At 73.7% G+C, this 26,350-nt stretch carries 20 protein-coding genes; 10 read left to right on the plus strand and 10 right to left on the minus strand.

Going from position 1 to position 26,350, the window contains the following annotated elements:
* Positions 1-4: 4 nt before the first annotated feature.
* On the minus strand, positions 5-3,403 hold the full coding sequence (locus tag ACSC1Q_RS39180) for a non-ribosomal peptide synthetase (protein WP_436763801.1): 3,399 nt from the start codon (positions 3,401-3,403) through the stop codon (positions 5-7).
* Positions 3,400-5,946: a S9 family peptidase gene (locus tag ACSC1Q_RS39185; RefSeq protein WP_436763802.1), complete on the minus strand. Its 2,547-nt coding sequence runs from the start codon at positions 5,944-5,946 to the stop codon at positions 3,400-3,402. The genes ACSC1Q_RS39180 and ACSC1Q_RS39185 overlap by 4 nt, the downstream gene beginning before the upstream one ends.
* A gap of 263 nt (positions 5,947-6,209) precedes the next feature.
* Between ACSC1Q_RS39185 and ACSC1Q_RS39190 the strand changes: the two genes are divergently transcribed.
* Together ACSC1Q_RS39190 and ACSC1Q_RS39195 are read left to right on the plus strand one after the other, a co-directional pair.
* Entirely contained in the window at positions 6,210-7,421 is a 1,212-nt protein-coding gene (locus ACSC1Q_RS39190) for a cytochrome P450 (RefSeq protein ID WP_436763803.1), read from the plus strand.
* An 11-nt stretch (positions 7,422-7,432) separates the two neighbouring features.
* Positions 7,433-8,590 carry a winged helix DNA-binding domain-containing protein gene (locus ACSC1Q_RS39195; RefSeq protein ID WP_436763804.1) on the plus strand — a complete coding sequence of 386 codons (1,158 nt, stop codon included), beginning with the start codon at positions 7,433-7,435 and terminating at the stop codon, positions 8,588-8,590.
* 141 nt (positions 8,591-8,731) lie between these two features.
* Here the strand turns inward: ACSC1Q_RS39195 and ACSC1Q_RS39200 are convergent, their stop codons facing one another.
* The 4 genes from ACSC1Q_RS39200 to ACSC1Q_RS39215 form a co-directional block, all read right to left on the minus strand.
* Entirely contained in the window at positions 8,732-9,520 is a 789-nt protein-coding gene (locus tag ACSC1Q_RS39200; RefSeq protein ID WP_436763805.1) for a thioesterase II family protein, read from the minus strand.
* Complete coding sequence (locus ACSC1Q_RS39205; RefSeq protein ID WP_436763806.1) at positions 9,517-10,554, minus strand: 3-deoxy-7-phosphoheptulonate synthase; 1,038 nt, start codon at positions 10,552-10,554, stop codon at positions 9,517-9,519. Before ACSC1Q_RS39205 ends, ACSC1Q_RS39200 begins: the two co-directional genes overlap by 4 nt.
* Entirely contained in the window at positions 10,548-11,384 is an 837-nt protein-coding gene (gene pyrF / locus ACSC1Q_RS39210) for an orotidine-5'-phosphate decarboxylase (RefSeq protein WP_436763807.1), read from the minus strand. Before pyrF ends, ACSC1Q_RS39205 begins: the two co-directional genes overlap by 7 nt.
* A gap of 215 nt (positions 11,385-11,599) precedes the next feature.
* Positions 11,600-13,276 (minus strand): alpha/beta hydrolase, encoded by a 1,677-nt coding sequence (locus ACSC1Q_RS39215; protein ID WP_436763808.1) that lies wholly within the window; start codon positions 13,274-13,276, stop codon positions 11,600-11,602.
* A 706-nt stretch (positions 13,277-13,982) separates the two neighbouring features.
* Between ACSC1Q_RS39215 and ACSC1Q_RS39225 the strand changes: the two genes are divergently transcribed.
* Positions 13,983-15,014, plus strand: coding sequence for an ice-binding family protein (locus tag ACSC1Q_RS39225; protein ID WP_495573952.1), 1,032 nt, complete (start codon positions 13,983-13,985; stop codon positions 15,012-15,014).
* Positions 15,015-15,125: 111 nt separating this feature from the next.
* Here ACSC1Q_RS39225 and ACSC1Q_RS39230 read toward each other — a convergent pair whose 3' ends face one another.
* Positions 15,126-15,578, minus strand: a complete 453-nt coding sequence (locus ACSC1Q_RS39230; protein ID WP_436763810.1) for an Lrp/AsnC family transcriptional regulator — start codon at positions 15,576-15,578, stop codon at positions 15,126-15,128.
* A 93-nt stretch (positions 15,579-15,671) separates the two neighbouring features.
* Between ACSC1Q_RS39230 and ACSC1Q_RS39235 the strand changes: the two genes are divergently transcribed.
* Positions 15,672-16,541, plus strand: coding sequence for an LLM class flavin-dependent oxidoreductase (locus tag ACSC1Q_RS39235; protein ID WP_436763811.1), 870 nt, complete (start codon positions 15,672-15,674; stop codon positions 16,539-16,541).
* Positions 16,538-16,963 (plus strand): nucleoside deaminase, encoded by a 426-nt coding sequence (locus ACSC1Q_RS39240; RefSeq protein ID WP_436763812.1) that lies wholly within the window; start codon positions 16,538-16,540, stop codon positions 16,961-16,963. The genes ACSC1Q_RS39235 and ACSC1Q_RS39240 overlap by 4 nt, the downstream gene beginning before the upstream one ends.
* A gap of 25 nt (positions 16,964-16,988) precedes the next feature.
* Here ACSC1Q_RS39240 and ACSC1Q_RS39245 read toward each other — a convergent pair whose 3' ends face one another.
* Together ACSC1Q_RS39245 and ACSC1Q_RS39250 are read right to left on the minus strand one after the other, a co-directional pair.
* Entirely contained in the window at positions 16,989-17,909 is a 921-nt protein-coding gene (locus tag ACSC1Q_RS39245) for an alpha/beta fold hydrolase (RefSeq protein ID WP_436763813.1), read from the minus strand.
* Positions 17,910-18,050: 141 nt separating this feature from the next.
* Positions 18,051-18,644 carry a TetR/AcrR family transcriptional regulator gene (locus ACSC1Q_RS39250; protein WP_436763814.1) on the minus strand — a complete coding sequence of 198 codons (594 nt, stop codon included), beginning with the start codon at positions 18,642-18,644 and terminating at the stop codon, positions 18,051-18,053.
* Between the two features lie 106 nt (positions 18,645-18,750).
* Between ACSC1Q_RS39250 and ACSC1Q_RS39255 the strand changes: the two genes are divergently transcribed.
* From ACSC1Q_RS39255 to ACSC1Q_RS39275, 5 genes are all read left to right on the plus strand, one after another.
* Positions 18,751-20,076, plus strand: a complete 1,326-nt coding sequence (locus ACSC1Q_RS39255) for a Gfo/Idh/MocA family protein (protein WP_436763815.1) — start codon at positions 18,751-18,753, stop codon at positions 20,074-20,076.
* Between the two features lie 40 nt (positions 20,077-20,116).
* The gene (locus ACSC1Q_RS39260; RefSeq protein WP_436763816.1) at positions 20,117-20,923 is read left to right on the plus strand and encodes an NAD-dependent epimerase/dehydratase family protein; all 807 of its coding nucleotides are present in this window, start codon (positions 20,117-20,119) and stop codon (positions 20,921-20,923) included.
* A 290-nt stretch (positions 20,924-21,213) separates the two neighbouring features.
* Positions 21,214-22,461, plus strand: a complete 1,248-nt coding sequence (locus ACSC1Q_RS39265; RefSeq protein ID WP_436763817.1) for a sensor histidine kinase — start codon at positions 21,214-21,216, stop codon at positions 22,459-22,461.
* The gene (locus ACSC1Q_RS39270; RefSeq protein WP_436763836.1) at positions 22,458-23,120 is read left to right on the plus strand and encodes a response regulator; all 663 of its coding nucleotides are present in this window, start codon (positions 22,458-22,460) and stop codon (positions 23,118-23,120) included. The genes ACSC1Q_RS39265 and ACSC1Q_RS39270 overlap by 4 nt, the downstream gene beginning before the upstream one ends.
* Positions 23,121-23,354: 234 nt before the next feature.
* Positions 23,355-25,454: an MMPL family transporter gene (locus tag ACSC1Q_RS39275; protein ID WP_436763818.1), complete on the plus strand. Its 2,100-nt coding sequence runs from the start codon at positions 23,355-23,357 to the stop codon at positions 25,452-25,454.
* Positions 25,455-25,463: 9 nt separating this feature from the next.
* Here ACSC1Q_RS39275 and ACSC1Q_RS39280 read toward each other — a convergent pair whose 3' ends face one another.
* On the minus strand, positions 25,464-26,303 hold the full coding sequence (locus tag ACSC1Q_RS39280; protein WP_436763819.1) for a pentapeptide repeat-containing protein: 840 nt from the start codon (positions 26,301-26,303) through the stop codon (positions 25,464-25,466).
* Positions 26,304-26,350: the final 47 nt, after the last annotated feature.

A 26,350-nucleotide genomic window follows, 5' to 3' on the forward strand; every position in this document is an offset into this window, starting at 1 on the left:
CCGCCTACCCGAGTTCGCGCAGGGCCGAGGCCAGGCCCGCGGCGGTGGGGCGTTCCCAGAGCAGCCGGGCCGCGACCGGTCTGCGCAGGCCGCCGCGCAGGCGGCCGAGCAGCGTCACCGCGAGCCGGGAGTCGCCCCCCGACTCGAAGAAGGCGTCGTGCGGGCCCATCCGCGGCTCGTCCAGCACCCGCCGGAAGGCCTCCAGCACCTCCAGTTCCAGCCGGTCGCGCGGCTCGTCCGACCGGCTTCCCGCACGGGCGGCCGAGGTGGCCAGCCGGCGGCGGTCGATCTTGCCCGCGGTGGTCAGCGGCAGCTCGTCCAGCACGTGCACGGTCCCCGGCACCATGTAGCCGGGCAGCCGCCCGGCCGTCCACGCCCTGGCGTCCTTCGCCGTCACCGGAGCCGGAGCCGGAGCGGGAGCGGGAGCGGAGGTGGGTACGGGGCCGGAGGCGGAGGCGGCCACGTAGGCCACCAGCTGCTCGTCCTCCAGCGCCACCGCCGCGTCGTCCACGCCGGGGCAGGCCCGCAGCGTCTGCTCGATCTCGCCCAGCTCGATCCGGTAGCCGCGATGCTTGACCTGGTGGTCCACCCGACCGATGAAGTCGAGGCGGCCGTCGGGGCGCTGCCGTACCAGGTCACCGGTCCGGTAGAGCCGTCCGCCGGGCATCGGGGACGGCGGCACGTCCTGTGCCGTGGGCGGCGGTCCGGCGAGGGGGACGAAGCGCTCGGAGGTCAGCGCGGGCCGCCGGTGGTAGCCGCGCGCCACGCCCGCGCCGCCGACGTGCAGCTCGCCCGGCACCCCCCACGGCGCGACGCGCCCGGCGGCGTCCAGCACCAGCGCGTACGCCCCCGCCATGGGCAGCCCGATCGGCGGTACGCCCTCACCGGCCGAACAGTCGGCCAGGGTCGCGATGACGGTCGCCTCGGTCGGCCCGTAGGCGTTGACCATGCGCCTGCCGGCGCCCCAGCGTTCGACCAGCTCGGGGGTGCACGCCTCGCCGCCCGTCACCAGCACCCGCAGGCCGGGCAGCGGGTCGTCGGGCAGCGTCGCGATCACCGAGGGGGGCAGCAGCACGGCGTTCACCTCGCGCTCCGACAGGCACCTGCTCAACGCCCGGCCGACGAGGATGTTCCCGGCCTCCGGCACGCACAGGGTGCCGCCGGAGACCAGCGTGGTGAACACCTCCCACACCCAGGCGTCGAAGGTCGGCGGCGCGAACTGCAGCAGCCGCACCCCGGGGCCGATGCCCAGTTCGGGGGCGAGGGCCATGACCAGGTTGCACGCGCCGGAGTGTTCCAGCAGCACCCCCTTGGGCAGGCCGGTCGAGCCCGAGGTGTAGATCATGTACGCGAGGTCGCGCGGACCGGCCGGGCTGGGCGCGGCGGTCCTGGCGGGGTCGCGCAGGTCGAGGTCGAGACGGCGCCCCCCGCCCTCCGGCAGGCCGCCGAGGATCTCCCCGGTGCTCACCAGGACGGTCGCCGCCGCGTCGGACAGCAGGTACTCCAGTCTGGGAGCCGGTTGCGACGGGTCGAGCGCCAGGAACGCGCCGCCCGCGTACAGCACCCCGGCCACGACCGTGACCAGGCGGGCCGAGCGCGGCAGGCAGATCGCGACCACGTTGCCGGGACCCACCCCCTCGGCGGCCAGCCATCCGGCCAGCTCCCTGGCGCGCTCGTCCAGCTCGCGGTAGGTGAGCCGCCCGTCGTCCCCGTCCACGGCCGTCGCGTCGGGGGTGCGCCCGGCCTGGGCGGCGATCAGCGCGGCCAGGGTGGACCCCGGGGAGTCCAGGTCCACCGCCGCGGGCGGGCCCGCGATCGGGCCCGAGCGGTCGTCGAGCGGCAGGTCGAGCACCGGCCGTCCGGGGCAGCGGGCCATCTCGGCGAGCAGGCGGGTCAGGCGGGCGGTCATCAGTTCGATCGTGGCGCGGTCGAAGACGTCGGTGGCGTAGGTCAGGGTCGCCCGGAACCGGTCGCCGCCTCCGTCGCCTTCCCCGCTCCCGGTCTCGCTCCGGGTCTCGCTCCGGGTCGCGGTCGCGGGCCGGGTCTTTGTCCCGGTCTCGCTTCGGGTCGTGGTCACGGTCGTGGTCACGGTCGCGGTCCGATTTTTTGTCCCGGTCTCGCTTCGAGTCCCGATCCCGATCCCGGTCCCGGCGCCGACCCCGTCCGGTGCGTTCGCGGTGAGGCGCAGGTCCAGGTCGCAGGCCGTCCGCCGGGCGGCGGGCTCCCGGTCGCCGAGCGGTTCGAGGCGCAGGCCCGCGGCCTCGTGCGCGGCGGGCCGGGGGACGACGCCGTACGCCACGTCGAACAGCGCGCCCCGGCTGGGGTCGCGGGGCGGGGCGACGGCGGCGGCCAGGTCCTGCAGCGGCAGCCGGTGCCGCCAGGCGCCGTCCGCGGCCCGGTCCAGGCGGGCGGAGAACGCGGCGAGGTCCGGGTCGCCGGACAGGTCCACGGGCAGCGGGACGAGGTCGTCCAGCGGCCCCGCCGTCCCGGCGAACTCGTTCGGCTCCCCGCCGAGCAGCCCCGAGACACGGCCGGGGGCGTGCACGCCGATCGTGAAGCGCTCCTGGCCCGAGCAGCGCGCCAGGAGGACGGCGAACGCCGCCAGCACCGCCCGGGAGGGGACGCCCAGCTCGGGCGGCACGGTCACCTCGAAGCGGTGCGTCCCGCCCGCGCCGGAGCGGCGCCCGGGGCGGGCCCGGTCGGTGGCGGGTTCCAGCGGCGGCACCTCCCGCAGCGCCTCGCGCCAGAACTCCCGCCTGTCCCCGTCCGTCACCTCGGGACCGGTGCCCGGGCCCGGCGCGGAGACGCCGGCCGACGCGTCCAAGCCGCCGGCGGGCGACGCGTCCCGGGCGCCGGTAAGTGACGCATCTCGGGCACCGGTAGGCGATGCGTCCCGGGTATCGGCGGGTGACGCGTCCCGCGTGCCGGGCGGGCGCGGGGAGTCGTCCTCGGTCCGGGCCCGGTACAGCTCGGCCAGGTCGGCGGCGAGTACGGCGACCGAGCCCTCGTCCGCGACGCACGGGTGCATGCGCAGCACCAGTACGTGCTCCTCGGGGCCGAGTGCCAGCAGGGAGGCGCGGGCCAGCGGTCCCGTCACCGGGTCGAACGGCCGGCCCTCCACCTCGGCCAGCGCCGCGCCGAGCCTGTCCGGCTCGACCGGCACCGCGCGCGGCGCGGGCAGCGCCCCGGCCGACACCACCGGGCGGGGCCCGTCGCCCCGGGTGGGCAGGGCCCAGCGCAGCACCTCGTGCCGCTCGGCCAGGTCGCCGAGCGCCGAGCCCAGCGCCTTCTCGTCGAGGGGGCCGGTCAGCCGCAGCCGCAGGGAGATCCCGTCAGGTACGGCGTCGCCGCGGATCCGGTGTTCCAGCCAGGCCCGCTCCTGGGCGGGCGAGAAAAGTCTCACCGGTTGCCTCCGGGCAGGTTCAGGCGGAGCCACTCCAGCTCCTGCTCGATCATGCTCTGGAAGTTCGCGGGGGAGACCATCGAGTACGGCATGTGCGCCTCGCCCCAGTAGCTGACCAGCCGCACCTTCTTGGCCTGCCTGGCCAGCGCGGTGTACATCTCCTCCGAGCCGGTGTGGGTCAGGTAGTCACGCTCGCCGTGCAGCATGAGCACCGGCGTCTTGATCTTGCCCGCGTGCAGGAGGGGGCTGTTGCGCACGTACCGCTGCGGGTCCTCCCACGGCGGCTTGCCCAGCCCGAACTCGAACGCCGGGTCCTCGATGTAGGCGGGCGCGAACCACTCCTGGGCGCGCGGCGTGTAGCGGAAGCGGGAGTCGAACACGCCGTAGCTGCTGATCACGTCGGAGAAGCCGGAGATCGCGATCGCCGCCTTGAAGCGGTCGGTCTGCGTGACGAGGCTGTGCACGTTGTAGGAGCCGAAGGAGTGTCCCAGCACCGCGAGCCGCTTCGGGTCGGCCACGCCCTCGTCGATCGCGGCGTCCACCGCGTTCATGATCGGCTTGGTGGGCCACGTCATCGGCTCGGCCGCGGCCTTGCCCAGGGGGCGGGGGATCGAGGGGACGAGCACGGCGTAGCCCTGGGCCGCGAGGAACTGCAGGGTGAGATAGCTCGGGTTGTTCACTTTGAACTCCGGCACGTCCTCCAGCGTGGTGACGATCCGGGTGCCGTACACGTTGACCACGAGCGGGTGGCGTTGGCCGTCGCGGTGGCCCGGGGGCAGCAGCAGCGCGCCGGTCAGCTTCTCCCCGTTCGCGCCCTTGTAGGTGACGAGCTCGCGCTTCGGCGGGGTCACCTGGGCGAGGTGGGCGTTCAGCGACAGCCGCCGGGTGTGGCGCCCGGCGTGGGAGGTCCACAGCGCGGTGCCCTGGTCGCCGCCCGCGCCGAAGATCGCGGTGCGGTTCGCGGGGGAGTACCCGGCGACGCCCGCCTCGGGGTGGGGCAGGGGGAGCGGGGTCAGCACGGGAGAGGCGCCGGGTGCCAGCTCGTACAGGCCGCCCTTGGCGTCGCGTGCCAGCACCAGGGGGAAGTCGCGGTCGAGGCGGGGGTTGGCCGGTTCGGCGCCGCCCCGGTCGGTGGGCCGCACGCCGTTGCGCCTGACGCCGTCGTCCAGCGGCCAGGCCAGCTCCGCCAGCGGGGCGGCGCCGGTCGCCTTCAGGTCGCGCGCCTGCCCGGTGCGCGGGTCGATCAGCCAGGCGCGCCCGTCGGCCACGCCCAGCACGCCGCCGGGCACCGGTACCAGCTCCAGCGGCGGGACCTTGAACCGCGAGGTCAGGTCGCGCGGCGCGGCGGAGGGGTCGGCGGGGTCGAACGCCCACCAGTCCTGGCGGGCCGCCGGGTTGGCAGCGTCCTTGACCTTCAGCCCGCGTACCAGCGGGGTGCCCGCGCCCCACAGCAGGCCGGTGGCCACCAGCCGGTCGGCGGCGAGCGGCGCGGCCTTCCCCCCGGCGGCGGGGACGAGGTAGGCGGTGAACGGGTCGGGCGTCTCGGGGGTGGTCTTGCCGACGATCAGCAGCCGGGAGCCGTCGGCGGCCCAGCGGGGCTGCACGGTGACCGAGGGGCTCGGCACGTCGCCCACCACGCGCGGCTGCCCGCCGGAGGCGGAGGCGATCGCCAGCTGGGTGCGCCGCTCCAGGACGCGCTTGAGCTGCCCGTCGACCGCCGGGGTGGGGCCGAGGTCGTCCACCCGGGCGATGTTCCGCCCGGTCGGGTCGGCCACCAGGTTGCCGGCCGTGTAGGTGCGGGCCGGGCCCGCCGAGGTGATCTTCCCGGTGACGGCGTCGATGACGGCGACCTCCTCGTCCAGCTTGTCCTGGCCCTGGGTCGCGGAGCTGTCGAGTACGGAGGCGGTGGTCTCCTTGCCCTTCTCGACCTTGGCCCACTGCTTCGGGGCGGCGCGCTGGGCCTCCAGCCACTGCCCGTACTCCAGCGCCCACCGCCCGGCGTTCACCATCGGGGCGATCACCCGCCGCGCGTCCAGCCACTGGATCAGGTAGCCCGAGGCGTTCGTCATCGTCTGCACCCCGCGCGGGGTCAGCTTGCGGGTCTCGCCCGTCTCGCGGTCCCACACGTGCAGGAACACGTCGTCGCCGCCCCGGGTGGAGGCGAAGGCCAGCATGCGCCCGTCGGGCGACCACACCGGGTTGTAGTGGCCGGTGCCGTCCTTCGCGCCGTGCGTCACGTCGCGCGCCGGTCCCTCGCCGTCGGCTATCCAGATGTCCGCGCGCTCGTTTCCGTCGACAAATGATGCGCCATATCGGCTCGACTCGCTCGGCCCGCGTTTCACGACGGCCGCTACCGCTTTACCGTCGGGGGACGGGACGACCTGACCGAGTTTCCGCGTGGTCATGAAGTCCTGCATCGTGAACGGTCTCGCGGCCCCGGCGGCGGCGGGCCGTCCCACTGATGGGGAAGCAGGTGGTGAGGCGCCTCCCACCAGGGCGGCGGCCGTGAGCAACGACAGGACGAGCTTGACACGTAGAACCATGGGAGGACGATAACCATGTCGCCGGAAACGCGGAAAAACGCTCGGACGGGTCTCCGGCGGGCGGCCTATAATCCCGCCCTCGCCTTAATCCGGGGCGGCACGCGGGTTAATCGGGGCCGCCCGCAGGTAATCGACCTCGTCCCGCCGCAGAACGGGCCCGCAGCCAATCAGTCCTGTCACCGATCAGGTCCCCGGTAATCGGGCCATCCCGCCGGCGAGATGACTTCTGCCGGAAAATTCTCCGAGGAATGGGAAGTTCCTAAATGACTGATGTCGATCTGGCCGATGCCGATCTGCACGTCGGCGACAGACCCCACGAGGTCTTCCGCCACCTGCGAGACAACGACCCGCTCTACTGGAACCCCGACGGCAAGGAGCCCGGCTTCTGGTCGGTCACCCGGTACGAGGACTGCGTGAACGTCCAGAAGGACCCCCAGACGTTCAGTTCCAACCAGACCAACACCCTCGGCCCGCACCGCAACACCGGTGACCAGGGCTCCGGAAAGATGATCAACACGACGGACCCGCCCCGGCACACCGAGCTGCGCAAGCTGGTCAACAAGTGCTTCACCCCCCGGGCGATCGCCGCCCTGGAGCCGTACCTGCGCTCGGTCGTCAAGGACGTGTTCGCCGACGCGCTGGAGCGCCGGGAGTGCGACTTCGCCACCGTCGTGGCGGCCCTGCCCGTCGCGGGCATCTCCGCGCTGCTGGACGTGCCGCGCCAGGACTGGGACCTGATGCTCAGGCTCACCTCCACGGCGTTCGGCTCGCACGACAGCGAGTACCAGATGACCTCCGACGTGCGCGCCAACGCCGCCCAGGCGCACGGCCAGCTCCTGCTGTACTGCCAGGGCCTGGTGGAGAAGCGCCGCAAGTCGCCCGGCGACGACATCGTGAGCCTGCTCGCCCGTTCCCAGGACGCGGGGGTGCTGAGCGAGGAGGAGTGCCTGCTCTTCTTCGACGTGCTGATGCTCGGCGGCAACGAGACCACCCGGCACGCCGCCGTCGGCGGGCTGCTCGCCTTCATGGAGCACCCCGACCAGTGGGACCGGCTGCGCAAGGAGCCCGAGCTGGTGCCCAACGCGGTGGGCGAGCTGCTGCGCTGGACCTCCCCCAGCCGGCACGTGCTGCGCCGCGCCGCCCGCGACACCGAGCTGCACGGCAAGACCATCCAAGAGGGCCAGGACGTCGTCATCTGGCACACCTCCGCCAACCGCGACGAGCGCGTGTTCGACTCCCCCGAGGTGTTCGACGTCGGGCGGCCGCGCAGCTCCCGCAGCGGGCACGTCGCGTTCGGCTCCGGTCCGCACTTCTGCCTGGGGGCCGCCCTCGCAGAGCTGGAGCTCACCGTCTTCCTGGACGAGCTCGCGAACTCGGTGTCGGCGGCGGAGCTGCTCGGGCCGCCCGACTACCTGCGCTCTCCCGTCATCAACGGCGTCAAGCACGTCCAGGTTCGGCTGCATCCCATGGGGTAGAGGCGACGACCATGAACTCACTCACCTGGGATCAGGTCCACGCGCGGCGGCTGGCCCGCCACCACCTCGTGAAACCCGTCTCCGGCGACCTGCGCAAACCCGTGCGCGACGTGTGCGGGGTGCAGTCGCAGGTCGCCGCCGCGGCCGAGCTGGCCATCGGGTCACGGGTGAAGGGCGCCACGCAGGAGCAGGTGCGCGCCGAGCTGTACGACAAGAAGCGCCTCGTCAAGACGTACAGCCTGCGCGGCACCCTGCACGTGCACGCCGCCGACGAGCTGGCGCTGTGGATGGCGGCGATGCGCTGGAAGCCCTACTGGCGCGCCAAGGGCAGCTGGCACGCCCACCACGGGCTCACCGCCAAGCAGGGCGAGGCGTTCGTCGACGCGGTCCGCGAGGCGCTGGACGGCGAGTGCCTCACCCGCGAGGAGCTCGCCAAGGAGGTCTCCGGGCACGTCGGCGCGTGGGCCAAGGACAAGCTCTCCTCCAACTGGGGCGAGCTGCTGCGTCCCGTCGCCTACCTCGGCGTGCTCTGCTTCGGGCCGGTACGGGGCGCCAAGGTCACCTACGTCAGGCCCGACCGGTGGGCGGGGCTGAAGACCGAGGTCAAGGACCAGCCCGACCCCGAGGAGTCGGCGATGGAGATCGTGCGCCGCTACCTGCGCGCGTACGGTCCCGCCACCCACCAGGACCTCGCCCGCTGGTTCGCGCTCAGGCCGCCCGAGGCGCGTGAGGCGCTGGAGTCGCTCGGCGACGAGGTCGCCCAGGTCGAGGTCGAGGGGCGCAAGGCGTACGTCCTCGCCGCCGACGAGGGCCGCTGGCCGTCCGACCCGAGCTGCGTGCGGCTGCTGCCGCAGTACGAGGCGTACGTCCTCGGCAGCGGTCCCAAGGAGGTCGTCGTGCCCAAGGACACCGCCGCCCGCGTCTTCGAGCACGGCCGGGGCAGGTACGAGGGCGCGGTCGCCCACCAGATCATGCTGGTCGACGGGGTCGTCTCCGGGATGTGGGAGCGGAAGGAGAAGGGCGGCAAGGTCGAGATCAAGCTGGAGTCGTTCGTCAAGCTCGACTCCGGCCAGACCAAGGAGCTGGAGAAGGAGGTCGAGCGCGTCGGCCGCTTCTACGGCGCCGAGGCCACCCTGTCCACGGGCAAGCTCGTCGGCAAGAAGCGCTGAGCCTCTTTCGGTCCTCCCGGGACATCCGCTGACCGCCGGCCCGGTGGGCACGTTCGGGCGGGGGAGTCCGTCCAGGACTCCCGCCCGTCGGCGGGCACCGGGTTCCCGCTCGGCCGGATCTCCCGCCCGTCGCGGGCACCCTCACCGGCAGGCGCCGAGGTCTCCCCGTATCGCGCGCAGCACCGCCCGGCGCTGGGTGTGGATGAAGAAGTGCCCGCCGGGCAGCAGCCGCAGCCGGAACGCCGACCCCGTCTGCGCGCTCCACGCGCCCAGCCCGGCCGCCGTCGTGGTCGGGTCGCCGTTCCCGCCGAACACCGAGATCGGGCAGGCCAGCGGCGGCTCGTCCTGGTGGACGTACGACTCCGCCGCGTTCAGGTCGGCCCGCAGCACCGGCATGACGAGGTCCATCAGCTCCGCGTTGCCGATCACCTCCGGCGGGATGCCGTCCAGCCGGTGCAGCACCCGCATCAGGTCCTCGTCGCCGAGCTGCCCGAGGCGCGGCATGCCGTCGCGGACGTGGGGGGCGTTCCAGCCCGACACGAACAGCCGCCCGGGACCCGGCAGCCCGCGCGAGCGCATCCGCCGCGTCACCGTGAACGACACCAGCGCGCCCATGCTGTGCCCGAACAGCGCGAACGGCAGCGGGTCCAGGCGCGACAGCCCGTCGACCACCGGATCGACGATCGCCGACAGCTTGTGCAGGGGCTTCTCCGAGATGCGGGTCTCCCTGCCCGGCGAGCGCACCGCCCACAGCTCCACGTCGCCGGGGAGCAGGTCTGCCCAGCCCCGGAACGTCGTGGCGCCGCCCCCCGCGTTGGGCACACAGACCAGCCGCGCGCGGGGCCGTTCCGGCCGGCGCAGCGGCACCAGCCAGCTCGCGGGATGGGTCATGGAGGCCGTGGAGGTCATGGAAGTGGTGGAAACAGTCATCGCGAAACCGCCAGGGATCGTGCGGAGTCCCGGGCCCGCTCGCAGGCGGAGACCAGGTCCGCCAGGGACTCGGGAGGGAACATGTGCGCCGCGTCGCCCGGCCGGTACATCCGCTCGGGCTTCACGCACGACTCGATGAGCAGCCCGTCCGCGCCGTACGCGGCGGCCGCCAGCGAGGCCGGGGCCACCAGCGAGGCCGAGCCGGTGCTGTGGCTGGGGTCGAAGACCACCGGCAGGTCGGTACGGGCGCGCAGCGCGGCGATCGCGGAGAAACCGGGCTGGGGCGGCGTCCCCGAGGCGCCCGCGCAGAGCACCACGGCGGCGTTGCCCCGGGCGAGGACGAACTCCGCCGCCCGCAGCCAGTCGTCCAGGCTCGCCCGGGGCCCCCGCATCAGCAGTACGGGCCTGGGCTGCGCGCCCAGCTCGGCGAGGAGCGGGCGGTTGTCCAGCTGCCGCCCGTCCACCTGCAGGCAGTCGGCCACCTCGGCGACGGCCTCCACCTCGCGCGGGTCGCACACCTCGGTGATGACCGGGATGGCCGCCGCCCGCCGGACCTCCGCGAGCGCCTCCAGGCCCCGCGCGCCCTTGCCGGGGAAGTTGTAGGGGCTGCTGCGCGTCTTGGACAGCCCGGCCCGCAGGGCGTGCGCCCCCTGCGCCTTCACCGCGAGGGCCGTCTCGACCGCGTCCTCGGCCGACTCCAGCGCGCACGGTCCGGCCGCCCACCACAGCCGCGCTCCCCCGACCGCCCCGCCGCCGATCTCCCGCCCGGACCCCGCAGGAGAGCCGATCGTCACCTCGCGCGGTGCCACGCCGTTCTCCCGCCGTACCAGCCAGTGGCCGTCGGGGGTCGGGCGGCGGGCCAGCACGGCGGGCGAGGCGGGTACGCGGGCGAGGGACTCGTCGCCGCTCACCACGACGAAGACCCTCCCGGCCAGGCTGACCGGCCAGGCGGTGACGTCCTCGTGCGCCCCGGCCAGCGCCGCCACCTCCTCGGCGGCCTCGGCGGGGGTGCCGGGCCGGAGCTCGATCAGCACGCCGGGACCTCCGCGCCGATCGTGCCGATCTCCTCCCGCCAGGCCGCGATGCTCGCGCCCAGCGCGGCGACGTCGGGCCCGTGCCGCAGCACCCCGGTCGTGACCGGCAGGACGGCCCGGCCGGGCGCCTCGGCGGCGACGGCGACGAGGTCGCGGGTCTCGCGCCCGGCCCGGCCGAGGCCCGGCAGTTCCACGACCGCGGACGGCATGCGGGCCACCAGGTCGAGGGCCTCCTCGCGGCCGGCCCCGACCACGGCAGCGGCCGCCACGCCGTGCTCGTCGTTCCACTCCCGCACCTCGTCGGCGGTGCGCTGCGCGACGGTGCGCGATCCGGTCACGGCGCCCTGCACCCCGCCGGCCGCGTGGTTGGAGGTGCGTACGAGCACCATGACCAGCGTCCCGCTGTCACGGGCCCGGCGCAGCAGCGGGCCGAGGGAGGCGAAGCCCATGAACGGGTTCGCCGTCACCGCGTCCCCGCCCAGCACGCTGCCGGGACCCAGGTAGAGGTCGGCGTAGGAGTCCATGGTGTCGTCGGCGTCGCACACCTTCGCGTCCAGCACGGCGAGCGAGCCCCGCTCGTGCACGCCGTCGACGACCTCGCGCAGCAGGGCCGCGCCCGCGGCGCCGAAGCGGGTGAAGAACGGCACCTGGATCCGGTAGACGGACACCCGCTCGCCGGCGGCCTCCAGCACCACCGCGCACATCCGCCGGGCCCCGTCCAGGTCGTCGTCCATCCTCCAGGCCTCCAGCCACTTGGGGGAGGGGGCGATCCCCAGGCAGAGGGCGGAGCGGGTCGTGAGCAGGTCGGTCCATATCGGTACGGCAGCCATGGACCCATTGCACACGCTTCCGCCGGGGACCGCCTCGCGCCCGCTCGCCGTCCGGGCTCGTCGGCTAAAATCTCCGCTCCGCGCGGCCAGGTTTGTGATCTACATTGTAAAGGCGCTCGGCCGGTACGAGACATCACACGGTCGCGGGCGAGGTCATCGGGAGCGCTGTGTGCCCGCCCCCGATGACCTCGCCGCCGTCCGGCGGGTTGCGGGGCTCACCGAGTGCAGCGCGCCCCGTTCCTGGGCGGGGTCAGGTCGACGAGGTAGCGGGTGACGGTGTCGTCGACGCAGGAGGAGACGCCGGTGGCGTAGACGGTGTGCCCGTCGGCGTCGTAGGTCAGCAGCACGGCCGAGGGCATGTTCCCGGCGACCTCCCTGGCCCAGCGGTACGGCGTGCGCGCGTCCCTGGTGTGGCTGACCAGCACGATGGGCCCGGCGCCCCTGGCGCGGGCGGGGGTGGGGGCGACCGCGGGTGAGGGCAGGAAGGCGCAGGTCAGGTTGGTGCCCTCGGAGAGGCGGTCGAGGCGGCGGATCCGCCCGGCGAGCCGTTCGTAGTCCCTCAGGTTCCTGGAGTGGGGCCGGTCGAGGCAGTTGACCACGCTCGTCACCTCGTCGACGGGCAGCGACACCGAGGGGGAGCCGAGCTGGACCCGCAGGTCCGCGAGCGGGGTCCCGTCTCCGTCGGCCGCCGCTCCCAGCGCGGTGGACAGCTCCCGCCAGGAGGAGGGGTTGATCAGGGTGCCGCCGATCACCGCTCGCACGGTGTCGGCGTCGAGGTCGTACCTGCCGCCGCGCAGGGGTTTGGTCCTCGCCCGCGCGATCACCTTGTCGATGGCGGCGAGGACGCCCTTCGCGCTGGTGGCCGGGCAGGCCATCCGGGGGTCGCGGGCGCACGCGCGGGCGAAGGAGTGCAGCGCCGCGGTGTGGGCCCTGGCGCCGTGGAGGGAGTCGGTCTCCCAGTCCAGGTGCGCGGTGTCGATGCCGTCGAGCACCATGGCGCGGACGCGGCGAGGGAAGCGGTCGGCGTAGCGCTGGCCGATGTTCGTGCCGTAGGAGTAGCCGAGGAAGCTGATCGTGTCCTGGCGCAGCGCCGCGCGCAGCAGTTCCAGGTCGGTGACGACATTGGCGGTGCCGACGTGGGGCAGGACGTCCTCGCCGGTGCCACGGGCGCAGGCCTGGGCGATGAGCCGGTAGTACGGTGCGACCTCCCCGACCAGCGGCAGGTCGGCGCGCGGTCTCCCGATGGGCTTGTCACCCGCGCGCAGGCCGCAGTCGATGGCGGGCCTGCTGCCGCCGACCCCGCGGGGGTCGAAGCCGACGACGTCGAAGCGTTCGCGGAGCTGCGCGGGCCAGCTCTCGTGGAAGGTGCGGACCATCCAGGTGCCGGACTGGCCGGGTCCTCCGGCCGCGGTGACGAGGGTCCCGATCCGCTGGTCGGGCCTGCTCGCCGGGGCCTTGATCAGGGGGAGGGTGAAGGTCCTGGCGTTGCCCGGGTCGGCGTAGTCGACGGGCACCGTGAGGGTCGCGCATCTGAACAGGCCGCACCTCTTCCAGCGCGGCTTCTTGACGAAACGTTCCAGACGGGAGTCGGACGCGAAATCGGGTGCCGTGGCGAGGACCTCGGTGGGGGCCTTGGTGGGGGTCTTGGCGCCGGACGTGTTCGCCGCTCCGTCCGTCGCGCGGGTCGCCGCACTGTTCGTCACGCCGTTCGTCACGCCGTTCGTCACGCCGTTCGCCACGTCGTTCGTTATGCCGTTCGGTACGTCGGCCGAGGCGGGGCCGGCCCCGAGGCCCGCCACGGCCGCCGCGGTGGCCAGCGCCAGCACGGCTCCCGCCCATCGGCGCCGGGCGCCGCCGGCTCTCGCCGTTCTCGTCGGCTTCTCGCCGTTCATGTTCTCTCCTTTGGGTCGGTCCTGATCGGTCCGCCCCACCTGCGGGTGGAGTCGAGGATCACCGGACGGCAGGAAAGAACTCCGGGGAATAAAACACAGGTCCTTCCGCCTCTGCCTACCTTTGTAGGCATTTCGAGTTGCAGGCCGCTTTCGTAGCGCTTGACGGGTGGCCATCAACAGCGCATTGGGTCACTTTCCGGATGATCTGCCGGTGAGAGGCGAGGGAGCGGAGGGGGGCGAGGCGAGGGGCGGGGAACGTGGGGTTGTGGCGCGCTGGGCGATGGCGCGTACCCCCGTGCCCCGTGCCGGGTCGCCGCCTTTCGCCGTCGCCTCGCCGACCCCGGGGGCCGAAGCGGGTGCGGGGGTGCGGGCGTGTTCCCGGGTTCTCGCCGTCGCGGGGCGGGCGGCGCATGACCCCCGACGGCGAACGACGCGTTTCCCGCCGTCTCCCCTCCGCCTTCCCGTCGTACGGCATGCGGGCACGTGAATCGCAGAATTATTTCAATATATAAGTCGATATGGCGACTTCAATGGCTTTCCTCTCCGCGGGGATTGATGTCCTCGCGGGTGGGAGGACTAATGGTGATGAGATTTACCCGTATGTCGTATAACGAGTACGGCCCAGCTCCTCGGTATGGTCGGAAGGAGTGGTGCATCACTGAAAATGCGCCCTTATGGGACAATGTTCAAGGAAAAGGAAAATATTATGACGGAGACCGTTCGACCTCGTTTGACGGCGCGAAATATCGTTCGCTCCCGGCTGGCGGGTGTCCTCGTGGCCGTGGTCGCGCTGGGGGGGCGTGGCCGCGCCCCCGGCGATCGCGAACACGGCGACGCCGGTGCCATTCGGCACGGCCGCGAGCGTGGGGACACCGGTGCCGCTCGGCACGGCGGCGGGCTTCGCGGTCCTGGGCCGGGACTCCGTCACGAACACCGGGACCACCGTCGTCACCGGAGACCTCGGGGTGTGGCCGGGCACGACGCTGAGCGGCTTTCCGCCCGGTGTCGTGAACGGGACCGTTCACCCTTCGTCTTCAAGACGGTCACCACCCTGATCACCGCGAATGCCGGCACGGTGACCCTCATCGGGGGCGCGCAGGCGGCCAACGTCTTCTGGCAGGTCGGCAGCGCGGCCACGCTGGGCGCCGGTTCCAGCTTCGCGGGGAGCGTCCTCTCACTGGGCGCGATCACCGCGACCACCGGCGCGACCGTGGTCGGACGCCTGCTGAGCCGCGACGGCGCGACCACCCTGGACACGGACACCGTCTCGCCGCCCCTCTTCGCCTCCCGCGGAGCGCCGACGACCACCACGCTGACCTCCACGTGCCCGCTGGGAGACGGCGGCCCGATCACCTTCACCGCGACGGTGACGTCCTCGGACGCGACCATCCCCACGGGACAGGTCGTCTTCGCCACCGACGGGGCGACGCTGGGCACCGTCCCGCTCGTCGCGGGCGTCGCCACCCTGACCACCTCCAGCCTTCCCGCGGGGGTGGATCGCGTCGTCGCCACCTGCACGGGCACGGCCCAGCACGATCCCAGCACCTCGCCGGTGCTGATCCAGCGGGTGGACCTCGGGTGTCCCTGCACGACGTTGACCGCGCGGGGAAGGAGCGGTGAGCGAGACGATGTCCGCCGCGACGACCGTGCCGGTTCGCAGGCCGGTTCGCGGTCCGGTCCCGTGGCCGAGGGGAAGGCCGGCACCCGGATCACGGCCGCCTGCGGCCGTCGTTCCTAGCCCGGCGCGCGGGGAACCGGAAGCGGCCGTCGCTCCCGGCCGGCGTACGGAACACCGCTGTCGACGTACGGAACCGGCGTACGGAAGACGGACGACGCCCGGGGACCCCGGTCAGGAACGGGGTTCCCGGGGGCCTCGGTAGGGGAGCGTCCGGCTGTAGACGAGGTTGGTGGTGGTGCTGCCCAGCTGGGCCAGCTCGTTGACGAGCTCTTCGAGGTGGCCCATGGAGGTCGCGGCCACCTTCAGCATGTAGCAGTCGTCGCCGGTGGTCCGCAGGCACTCCAGGATCTCCAGGCGCTCGCCGAGCAGCCGGTGCAGCGGCTCGTGCCGGCTGCCCGGGTACTTCAGGCGGACGACGGCCAGCACGGGGAAACCGGCTTTCTCCAGGTCGACGTTCGCCTGGTATCCGGTGATGACGCCCGCCGCCTCCAGCCGCCTGACCCGCTCGGTCGTGGCGGAGGCGCTGAGGTTCACCCGCCGCCCCAGCTCGGTGATCGGGATGCGGCCGTCCCGCTGGACCTCGACCAGGATCAACCAGTCGGTCGCGTCTAGATTCTCGGTCATCCGGTGAAGATACCGGCATATCACCGGCGTACGGCACTGTACGCCGGGATGATTCCCTTCCGGCCGCCGGTGATCGCTGGATAGCCTGAAGCGGTGAGAATAGGCGTTAATGTCCCCAACTTTGGGCCCGGCACCGATCCCGGGATGCTGCGCGGCTGGGCGCGGACGGTGGAGGGCCTGGGCTTCGATCTGCTCATGGTCTCGGACCATGTCGTGATCACTCCCGACGTCGCCGAGCAGTACCCGGCGCCGTTCTACGAGCCCTTCACCACCCTCTCCTGGCTGGCCGGGGTCACCGACGGGATCCGGATCGGCACCACGGTGCTCATCGTGCCGTACCGCCACCCGCTGCTCGTCGCCCGGATGGCCGCCAACCTCGACCGGCTCAGCGGCGGGCGGCTCGTCCTCGGCGTGGGGGTCGGCTGGGCACGGCAGGAGTTCGAGGCGCTCGGGGTCCCGTTCGAGCGGCGCGGGGCGCTGACCGACGACCATCTCCGGGTGATGCGCGCCGCCTGGGAGGACGAGGAGGACTACCGGGCCGGGCGGATACCGGTCTGGGTCGGCGGCAACAGCGACGCCGGGCTGCGCCGGGCGGTGCGCCTCGGCGAGGCGTGGCACCCGCTGCGCCTCACCTTCGACCGGATGCGCGAGGCGCTGGACCGGCTGAAGGTCATCGCGGACGAGGAGGGCCGCCCGATGCCCGGTTTCGCGCCCCGCATCGCCCTGCGGCTCACCGAATCCCCGATCACCGCTCCCGGGCGGCTCGCCGGTGAGGGCACGATCGACCAGGTCGCCGACGACCTCGAACGGCTGCGCCTGCTCGGCGCCGACACCGTCGTGCTCGACCCGTTCGACGGCGACCCGGAGGAGACGCGCCACCCGGAGGTGGCCTGGCGGGCGCTCGCCGCCGTGGCCGCCCGCTGGGACCTGCGCACCCATCAACCACGAACAGGACGATCATGACGAACGACGACGAGAAGTATCTCCGCCGGGCCATCGAGCTCGCCGCCGGGGCGCGGGCGGGTGGGGAGGCCCCGTTCGGGTCGCTGCTGGTGGGCCCGGACGGCACCGTCCTCGCCGAGGACCACAACACGGTCCTCGGCGACCGCGACATCAGCGCCCATCCCGAGCTGAAGCTGGCCAGGTGGGCGGCCCGCGAGCTCGACCCCGGCGTCGCGGCGGCCACGACCATGTACACCAGCTGCCAGCCCTGCCCGATGTGCGCGGGCGCCATCGCACGGTCCGGCCTCGGCCGCGTCGTGTTCGCGCTCTCCAACGAGCAGTTCGCGAGCCTCAAGCCGGGGGGCGGCTGGCCGCACGTGCCGCAGGAGGGCCCCGCGCTGTTCGACGAGGCGCGCGTCCCGGTCGAGGGCTACTACACCTGACCGTCGACCGTCACCGCCCCGGCCGCTAACGCGCCGTCGTGGCAGGGCTCCCGGGCGGGCTCTCGGAGAGGAACGAGCCGAGCAGCTCGGCCGTCGCCTCGGGAGCCTCCTCGGGGACGTAGTGCCCGCTGGGCACCGCCCGGCCGCGCACGTCGTCCGCGTACCGCCGCCAGACGTCCAGGACGTCGTAGGTGCGCCCGACGAAACCGCGCTCGCCCCACAGGGCCAGCACGGGGCAGGTCACGCGCCGGCCCGCGTCCGCGTCGGCGTCGTCGTGGCGCAGGTCGATGCTCGCGGCGGCCCGGTAGTCCTCGCAGGAGGCGTGGACGGCCGCGGGATCGGAGAAGCAGCGGACGTACTCGTCCTGGGCCGCCGGGTCGAACGGGGTCGGGCCGTGCTGGACCTTCATGTGGGAGCGGAGCCAGTAGCCGGGGTCGGCGCCGATCATGCGCTCGGGGACGCCGTCGCCCGAGGCGAGGAAGAACCAGTGGTAGTAGCCGAGCGCGAACGCGGCGTCGGCGTGCCGGAACGCGTGACGGGTGGGCACGATGTCCAGCACGGCCAGCCTGGTCACCGCCTCGGGCTCGTCCAGGGCCAGGCGGTGGCCGACCCGCGCCCCGCGGTCGTGGCCCGCCACCGCGAAGCGGCCGAAGCCGAGCGAGCGCATGACCAGCAGCTGGTCGTGCGCCATCGCCCGCTTGGAGTAGGGGGCGTGGTCCGGTGCGGAGGGAGGCTTGTCGCTGTCGCCGTACCCTCGCAGGTCGGTGAGGACCACGGTGTGCTCGCGGGCGAGCACGGGCGCCACCCGGTGCCAGATGAGATGGGTCTGCGGGTAGCCGTGCAGCAGCAGGACCGGGGGGCCGTCGCCCGAGACGTACGTGTTGACGCGCACGCCGTCGGCGTCGATCACGTGGTGGGCGAACGAGGCGGGCAGCGGGATGCTCACGGTGGTTCCTCCGATGGGCGCGACGGGTCTGCGCGGGACCGGCCGGTCGCCTGGCGGCTCCCGGTCCGCCCCCTGCCTGGATACCGGAACCCGGCGGCGCCTGTCGTCCGTGACACGTCCGAGCCTCGTCTTTCCCGGGCCTCATCCTCCGGCGGGCCAGGCGCGCAGGGCCGTCTCGGCGACCCGCATCAGGTCCTCCCTGGGGCAGCCCGCGGCGGCCTGGACCGCGATGCCGTCGGTGAGGGCGGTGACGAGACGGGCCAGGTCGGCCGGGTCGCAGTCGCCGGGCAGGTCGCCCTCGTCCCTCGCCCGTGACAGGCGTGCCCGCAGCGCCTCCTCCCCGGCCTTCCTGCTCGCCACCACCTCGCTCCTGATCCGCTCGGCCTCCGGCGCGCACGCCTGCACGCATCGGACGCTGAGGCATCCGAGGGGGGTGTCGGGGCCGGTGGTCAGCTCGACCGCGCCGTACACCAGGCGTTCGGCCACCTCCCGTGCCCGCGGCGCCTCCAGGGCGCGCGCGACGTACGCCCCCGGGCCGTCGAGGTAGCGGTCGAACACCTTCCGGAACAGCTCCTCCTTGTTGCCGAAGGTGCCGTAGAGGCTGGGCCGGTTGATCCCCATGGCCGTGGTGAGGTCCGAGATGGCCGTTCCCTCGTAGCCCTGGCTCCAGAAGACCTCAAGCGCGCGGTCCAGCGCGTCCTCGGGGTCGAACGCGCGCGGGCGCCCTCCTGGCATGCGCACCTCCCAAGTTTCTTACCAATCGATACGTTACCCCGTTGACGCCGTCCTCCGCCCCGGGCTAGTTTCTTACCGATCGATACTTAACTCGTGAAGGGGGATCATGAGCAGACCAACCACCGGCCCGATCCGGGTCGGCGTCGTCGGTGCCAGTCCCGACCGGGGCTGGGGAACGGCCGCGCACCTGCCCGCCCTCCTCAATCTTGAGGAGTACGCCGTCACCGCGGTCGCGACCACCAGGCAGGACAGCGCCCGCCGCGCCGCCGCCGCGTTCGGCGTCCCGCACGCCTTCGCCGACGCCGCCGAGCTGGCCGCCCACCCGGACGTGGACGTGGTCGCCGTGGTGGTCAAGGCGCCCGACCACGCCACGGTGATACGGGCCGCGCTCGACCACGGCAAGCACGTCGTGTCGGAGTGGCCGCTGGGCGTGGACCTGGCCGAGGCCGTCGAGCTGGCCGAGGCGGCGACCTCGGCGGGGGTCGTCCACGCGGTCGTCCTCCAGGGCTTCCGCTCCCCGGCGGCCGGTTTCGTCAGGGACCTGATCGCCGGGGGCGGGATCGGGCGGCTGGAGTCGGTCACCGTCGTGGCCGACGGCGCCCCGCTCGGCGGGACCCGCATCCCCGGCGACCTCGCCTGGAGCGTCGACCCCGCCGCCGGGATGAACCTGCTGACCATCATGGCCGGGCACGTCCTGGCGATGGTCGAGCATCTGGCGGGCCCGCTGGTGGAGGTCTCCGCCTCGCTCGACCGCGTCCACCGCGAGGTCGTCGTGGCCGAGACGGGCCGGTCCGTACCGGGCGGGGTGCCCGGCCACGTGAGCGTCCACGGGCTTCTGGAGAGCGGGGCCGTGGCCGTGGTGAGCGTGCCCGGGGGCAACGCGCCGGGCCCCGACGGCTTCCACCTCAGGATCACCGGAAGCGAGGGCGCGCTGACCGTCGCCCCTGCCGAGCCCGGGATGTACCCGCACTGGGCCGACTGGACGGTCACCCGCTCGGCCGCCGACGGCACCCGCGCCGAACCGGTCGTCGCGGGCCGCCACACGCGCCCGGACGCGCCCACGGCCCCACCCGGCGACGCCCTCACGCCCCCGCCCGCCGACGCCCTCGCGGGTCCACCCGGCGAGATCCCCGCGAGTCCGCCCGCCCACGTTCGTGCGGATCCCCTCGCCCGCGTCCCCGAGGGTTCCCTCGCAGGCCCCCTCGTCCGTGTCCCCGCGAGTCCGTCCGCCCGTGTCCGTGCGGATCCCCTCGCCCGAGTCCCCGCGGGCCCGCCCGCGAACGTCGCCGCCCTCTACCTGGAGGTCGCCCGCGCGATCGCCGAGGGGCGCGAGGCGCATCCCTCCTTCCACACCGCCGTGCGACAGCACCGCGTGCTCGCCGCCGTCGAGAACGCCTCGCGGACCGGCGTCCGCCAGACGCTCGCCCCCTAGCCCTTCTTGGACCTTCGGATCTCCAAGGAGCCGTACCATCATGAAGATCCTGATCATCGGTGCCACCGGCTACGTCGGTTCGCACGTGGCCACCGCGTTCACCGAGGCCGGTCACGACGTCGCGGCCCTGACCCGTCCGGGCGGTGGCCGGTCACCTCACCGGCCCGTGACCGGCGACCTGGCCGACCCGTCCTCGCTGACCGCCGCCGCGACCGGGTACGACCTGGTCGTGCACGCCGGGGCGCCGCTCGGCGAGGCGGCGGACCTCGCCGGGGTGGACGCGTTGCTGGCGGCCGGCAGCCCGCTCCTGTACACCACCGGAGCCGCCGTCCTCGGCTCCAGTCCCGCCGACGAGGACACCCCGCCCGACCCCCACCCCGTCGCCGCGTGGCGGCCGGAGATCGAACGGCGGGTGCTGGCGGCCGGCGGACGGGTGGTCCGGCCCGGCCTGGTGTACGGCCACGGCGGCGGCCTGGTCCACGGACTGCTGACCGGCAAGGCGGCCGAACGGGGCGAGGGCGTGTACATCGGCGACCCCGGGGTGCGCTGGCCGGTCGTCCACGTGACGGACCTGGCCGCCCTCTACGTGGCCGTCGCCGAGCGGGCCGCTCCCGGCACCGTCTGGCACGGCGTCGGCGAGACGGCACGACTCGACGCGATCGCGGCGGCGCTGGGAGGCGGGAGCGCCTCCTCGTGGCCGCTGGAGGAGGCCGAGGCCGAGCTGGGGCCGCTGGCCGGCCTGTTCACGCGCGACCAGCAGGTCTCCGCCACCCGGACACGCGACGCGCTGGCCTGGGAACCGGCCCACCTCTCCATCGCCGACCACCTGCGAACCGGCCGGGAGTAGGGCCGCCACCGGCCCGGGCCGGTGGCGGGCCACGGGGCCGCTGCCTCCCTCACCGTGCACCCGGCTCTCCCAAGGCGAGGCCACCCCCAGCGCGGAATAGGTGATCCCGAAGGCGCGCGGCGGGTCGAGGTAGACGGTCCTCGCGCCGAACGCGTCTGGATTTCAGCCCGGTTCCTCTTGTCCGGTTCTCGGGCGCGTACGCCGTCCGAGAGGTGGTGTGCACCCGTGGCGGTAGGAGGCTACCGCCACGGGGGGATGCCCCGGCCCGCCGGGCGGATTACTGTGCGGGGGTGAACAGGTTCGCGCTGGTGGCAGCCATGGCCGTGGTCGTCGGCTTCTCCTCGGTCACGGCCTACGGCAATCAGCCCGACGCCCGGCCGTTCGACATCCTCGGCTACACGCTGCTGGCCCTGACGGCGCTCGGCCTGGTCGGGCTGGGCGAGCGGCCCGAGCTCAGCCTGGTCGTCTGCGCGGCCTCGGCGGCGGCCGTCTTCGTCCTCGGCTACGCCTACGCGCTGTGGCCGGTCCCCGCGCTTATCGCCGTGTTCGTGACGATCTCCTCGGGACGCCGGGCGCTGGGTTGGGCGGGCGCGGGTTTCCTCGTGGCGGTACCCTCGGGCGCCGTACTCGCCGACAGGGCCCTCGACAACCTCACCGGCCTGCTGCTGTGGGCGCTCATCGCGGTGGTGGTCGGGCAGCTCGCCGAGGTGTCCGGGGCCCGCCGCGCGCACGCCGCCGAGGCGGAGCGGCGGATGGTCGAGGCCGAGCGGACCCGCGAGGAGATGGCGCGCGGGCGGGGGCGGGAGGAGCGGCTCAAGGTCGCCAGGGAGCTGCACGACGTCACCTCCCACACCGTGTCGCTGATCGCGCTGCACGCCGCCGTCGCCGCGGAGGTGATCGACCGCTCCGGCGGCCCCGAGGCGGCCAGGGAGGCGCTGTCGGTGATCCGTACGGCCAGCCGTGAGGCCCTGGCGGAGATGAAGGGCGTCCTCGGTGTCCTGCGCGAGGACGGCCCCGAGGGAAGACGGCCGATGCCGGGCGCCGGGCAACTGGAGGAGCTGGTCGCCACCGCGGGCCTGCCGGTGGAGTTTCAGATCGCGGGGGAGCGGCGGCCGCTGGCCCCCGCGGTCGACCTCACCGCGTACCGGATCGTGCAGGAGGCGCTCACCAACACCATGCGGCACGCGAGGGCGAGTACGGCGCGGGTCAGGTTGAGCTTCGAGACCGGTGGCGTGGCCATCCAGGTGGACGACGACGGCCAGGGCAGCGGCACCACACTCCGGCCGGGCGGCCCGCCCGCACCGGCCGCCGGGCGCGAGCCGGTCGGCGCTGACGGGCGCGGTGCCTGGTACGAGGGGAACAGGTACGAGCGGGCCGGGTACGAGGAAGCCGAGTACGAGCGGGCTGCCGGTGACGGGATCGGCGGGGGGCACGGGCTGGTGGGGATGGCGGAGCGGGTGGCCGCGGTCGGCGGCCGGCTCGTCGTCGGCGACCGGCCGGAGGGCGGGTTCCAGGTCGCCGCGTGGCTCCCGGCATGATCACCGTCCTGCTCGCCGACGACCAGCCCCTGGTCCGCGCCGGCCTGCGCGCCCTGCTCGACGCGGAGGACGACCTCACCGTGCTCGGTGAGGCCGCCGACGGCCGCGAGGCCGTGCGGCTGACCGCCGCACTCCGCCCCGACGTCGTGCTGATGGACATCCGCATGCCGGAGATCGACGGCCTGGAGGCCACCCGCAGGATCGTGGCGGCGGGCGGTGCCAAGGTGGTCGTGGTCACCACCTTCGACCTCGACGAGTACGTCTACGAGGCGCTCCGCTCGGGGGCGAGCGGTTTCCTGGTCAAGGACGCGGAACCGGCCGAGCTGCGCCACGCCGTACGCGTCGCCGCCAGGGGAGACGCGCTGCTGTCGCCGGGCGTCACCCGGCGGCTCATCGAGGAGTTCACGGCCAGGCCCGATCCCGCCCCCGGCCGGGCCAGGCTGGCGCCGCTGACCGATCGCGAGCGCGAGGTACTGGCCAGGGTCGCAGAGGGGCTGAGCAACCTCCAGATCGCCGAACGCCTGCACATGAGCCCGGCCACGGTGAAGACGCACGTCAACCGCATGATGACGAAACTGGCCGTGCACGACAGGGCGCAGCTGGTGGTTCTGGGGTACGAGAGCGGTCTGGTCCGCCCCGGCCCGCCGAAGCGGCGATGAACCAAGGCGGCGGCAACGCGATGTGACGGCGGTAAGCCGATGGTGGCCGAGGTGACCCGCCAGGTTCCCGGTCCAACCGCCGGGGCGGTCGTGTCGCCGGTCACGCGGTCGCGCGTCCACCACGCGCGGATCCACCGGGTCCCGCCCCGCCGGTGCGATACCGCCGGTGCGGTAGGGAGTGGCCCGCGCCGGGTGGACGACCGCGGGCGGTGCCGGTTCCTAACGTCGGGACCCATGACATCCCTCAACTCCCTGGCCCGCTTCTGCGCCCGCCACGGATGGCTGGTGCTGCTCGCCTGGCTGGCCCTCGCCATTGCCCTCGTCATGGGCGCCGCCCGTGCGCCCGGCGCCACGACCGACGAGTTCACACTGTCCGGCTCGGAGAGCCAGCGGGCCGCCGACCTGCTGGGCGACCGCCCCGCCGAACCCCGGGGCAGGCTCGTGGTGTCCGCGCCGGCGGGCGTGCGCGCCCCCGAGGTGCGGCAGGCGGTGACCACCCTGATCACTCGCATGAGCGCCGTCCCCGGCGTGACGGTCGCCGTCCGGGCACCGGCCGCGGGCTCGCGGTCCCAGCCGCCGCCTGAGGCCCCCTACGAGCAGGTGTCCGAGGACGGCACCGTCGCCACCGTCCCGATCGGCTACACCGATCAGGAGAGCGTCGCGAAACTCAAGGAGGTGCGCGACGCCTTCCGGCCCCCGGCCGCTCCCGCCGCTCTCGCCGCTCCCGTCCTCACGGCCGAACTGTCCGGTGACGACTTCGCCGACTTCACCCCCGGCGGCCTCACCGAGGGCATCGGGCTGCTGGCCGCCGCGGTGATCCTGCTCGTCGCGTTCAGGTCGCCGATCGCGACGCTGCTGCCGCTGCTGACGGGCGTGACCGGGGTGGTCTGCGCCGTCTCCCTGCTCTCGCTGCTGGGCAACGTCGTCTCCACGCCGGGATTCGCCGTGTACGTGACCATCATGCTGGGCCTGGGCGTGGGCATCGACTACGCGCTGCTCGTCGTCACCCGCTTCCGCGCCTCGCTGGGGGAGGGCCGTACCGTCGAGGACGCCGTGGTACGGGCGATGACCACCGCGGGCAGGTCCGTGCTGTTCGCCGGCATCACGGTGATCATCACCGGCGCGGGCATCCTGTTCCTCGGCCCGTCGCTGGGCGGCGGCATCGCGCTGGCCGCCGGGTGCGGCGTGCTCATGGTGATGCTCACCGCCCTCACCCTGCTGCCCGCGCTGCTGGGTCTCCTCGGCACCCGCGTCGACCGCTTCTCCCTGCCGCACCGCGGCGGGACGAACGGCTCGACGGCCCGCCGGTGGAGCCGGGCCGTGCAGCGCCGTCCCCTCGTGGCCGGTGTCCTCGCGCTCGGGCTGCTCCTCGGGCTCACGCTGCCCGCGGCGAGCCTGCGCTTCGGCTGGTCGGACGCGGGTAACCGGCCGGTCTCCGACACCACCCGCCGCGCCCACGAACTGCTCGCCGACGCCTTCGGCCCCGGTGCGGCGGGCCCGCTCGTCCTGGTCTCCGCCGAACCGCTGGGCCGGGCGGTCGCCCAGGCCGCGAGTACGCCGGGCGTGGCCGGGGTGACCGCGCTGGACGAACGGACCGCCCTGGTCGTACCGGGGACGGGACCACAGGAGGAGGCGACCACCGCCCTGGTCCACGCGCTGCGCGCCGGGCTGCCGGCCCCCGTCCTGGTCACCGGCGGTACGGCGGCGGGCATCGACTTCGCCGAGCACTCCTTCGACCGGCTGCCCTGGATGGTCGGCGCGGTGCTGCTCGCCTCGTTCGCGCTGCTGGTGCCGGTCTTCCGCAGTCTGGTCGTACCGCTGAAGGCCATCGCGGTGAACCTGCTGTCGATCGGCGCCTCCTACGGCGCGGTCGTCGCGATCTTCCAGTGGGACGTGCTCGGCCTGGGCACCGGCGGGCCGGTCGACGCGTGGGTGCCGATGATGCTGTTCGTGGTCACGTTCGGGCTGACCATGGACTACGAGGTGTTCCTGCTCTCCAGGATCCAGGAGGAGTACGCCCGCACCCGTGACAACAGCCGCGCGGTCACCGAGGGCCTGGCGGCGACGGCACGCGTGATCACCGCGGCTGCCGCGATCATGTTCTGCGTGTTCGCCGCGTTCGGCACGTTCGACGACAGGCCGCTCCGGATCCTGGGCGTCGGCCTGGCCGCCGCCGTCCTCATCGACGCCACCGTGGTCCGCCTGGTCCTGGTACCGGCGGTGATGGAACTGCTCGGCGACCGCAACTGGTGGTTCCCCGGAACCGGCGGCAGGCGCGCCACCGGCGAGCCGGGCGGGAGGGTGACGGCGGTCACCGGTGAGCGGGTGAGGTGACTGTGAGAACTACCAGTGAGCCGGGCGGGTGAGTGACGGCGGCAGCGTGGTCCTGGCGTCGCCCTTCGCCGCGTCCAGCTGGGACTGGATCAGGAAGATGCTCCCGGTGAGGTCGGCACCCGAGAGGTCCGCGCCCCTGAGGTCGGCGCCGATCAGGTCGGCCGTCCTCAGGTCCGCGCCCTTGAGGTCGGCCCCGATGAGATAGGCCCCCCTCAGGTTGGCGCCCCTGAGGTCGGCGCCCCTCAGCCTGGCCCCGATGAGGTCGGCGCCCCTGCGATCCTTCCTTCCGCCCCCGGCTCCGGCGCGCACGAGCTCGCTCGTACGCAGCAGCAGGGCGTTGACCTCCCGCCGGTGCGCCGCCACGTCCAGCCGTACGAGAGCGTCGGGGGTGTCGCGGGTGAGGCGTTCGGTCCTCTCCAGGGCGAGGCGGAGCTCGCCGTGGACGGGGCGGGCCGGGGGCAGCGTGAGCGCCTCGGAGAGGTACCAGAGCAGCTCGTGGAGATCCCGCATGATCGGGAACACCTCGAACATCCGCTCGGCGGTCCGTGGCGCCCGCCGCCGGTCGTGCCCGCCGAAGGTGACCTGGGAGACCTTCTGCCCGGCGCCGAAGCAGTCGTAGACGGTGCAGCCCCGGAAGCCCTTGTCCCTGAGGCGCGTGTGGATGCCGCAGCGGAAGTCGGCCCGCAGGTTGGGACAGGCCTGCCCGGCCTGCTTGTCGATCGCGAAGTCCGACGAGGCCGAGAAGGCGGGCACGACACAGCACAGCGCGAAGCAGCTCTCGCAGTCGGCGCGCAGATCGGCGCGATCCTCCCTGGGGGAGGGGGCTGCGTGCTCGCGGCTCTCGGACAACGCTCGGGATCTCCTGAACGGGGCGGACATGCTGTCCACAGCCGTCG

It is taken from the genome of Streptosporangium heterodermiicola (assembly GCF_051390675.1).
Classification (GTDB): Bacteria; Actinomycetota; Actinomycetes; order Streptosporangiales; family Streptosporangiaceae; genus Streptosporangium.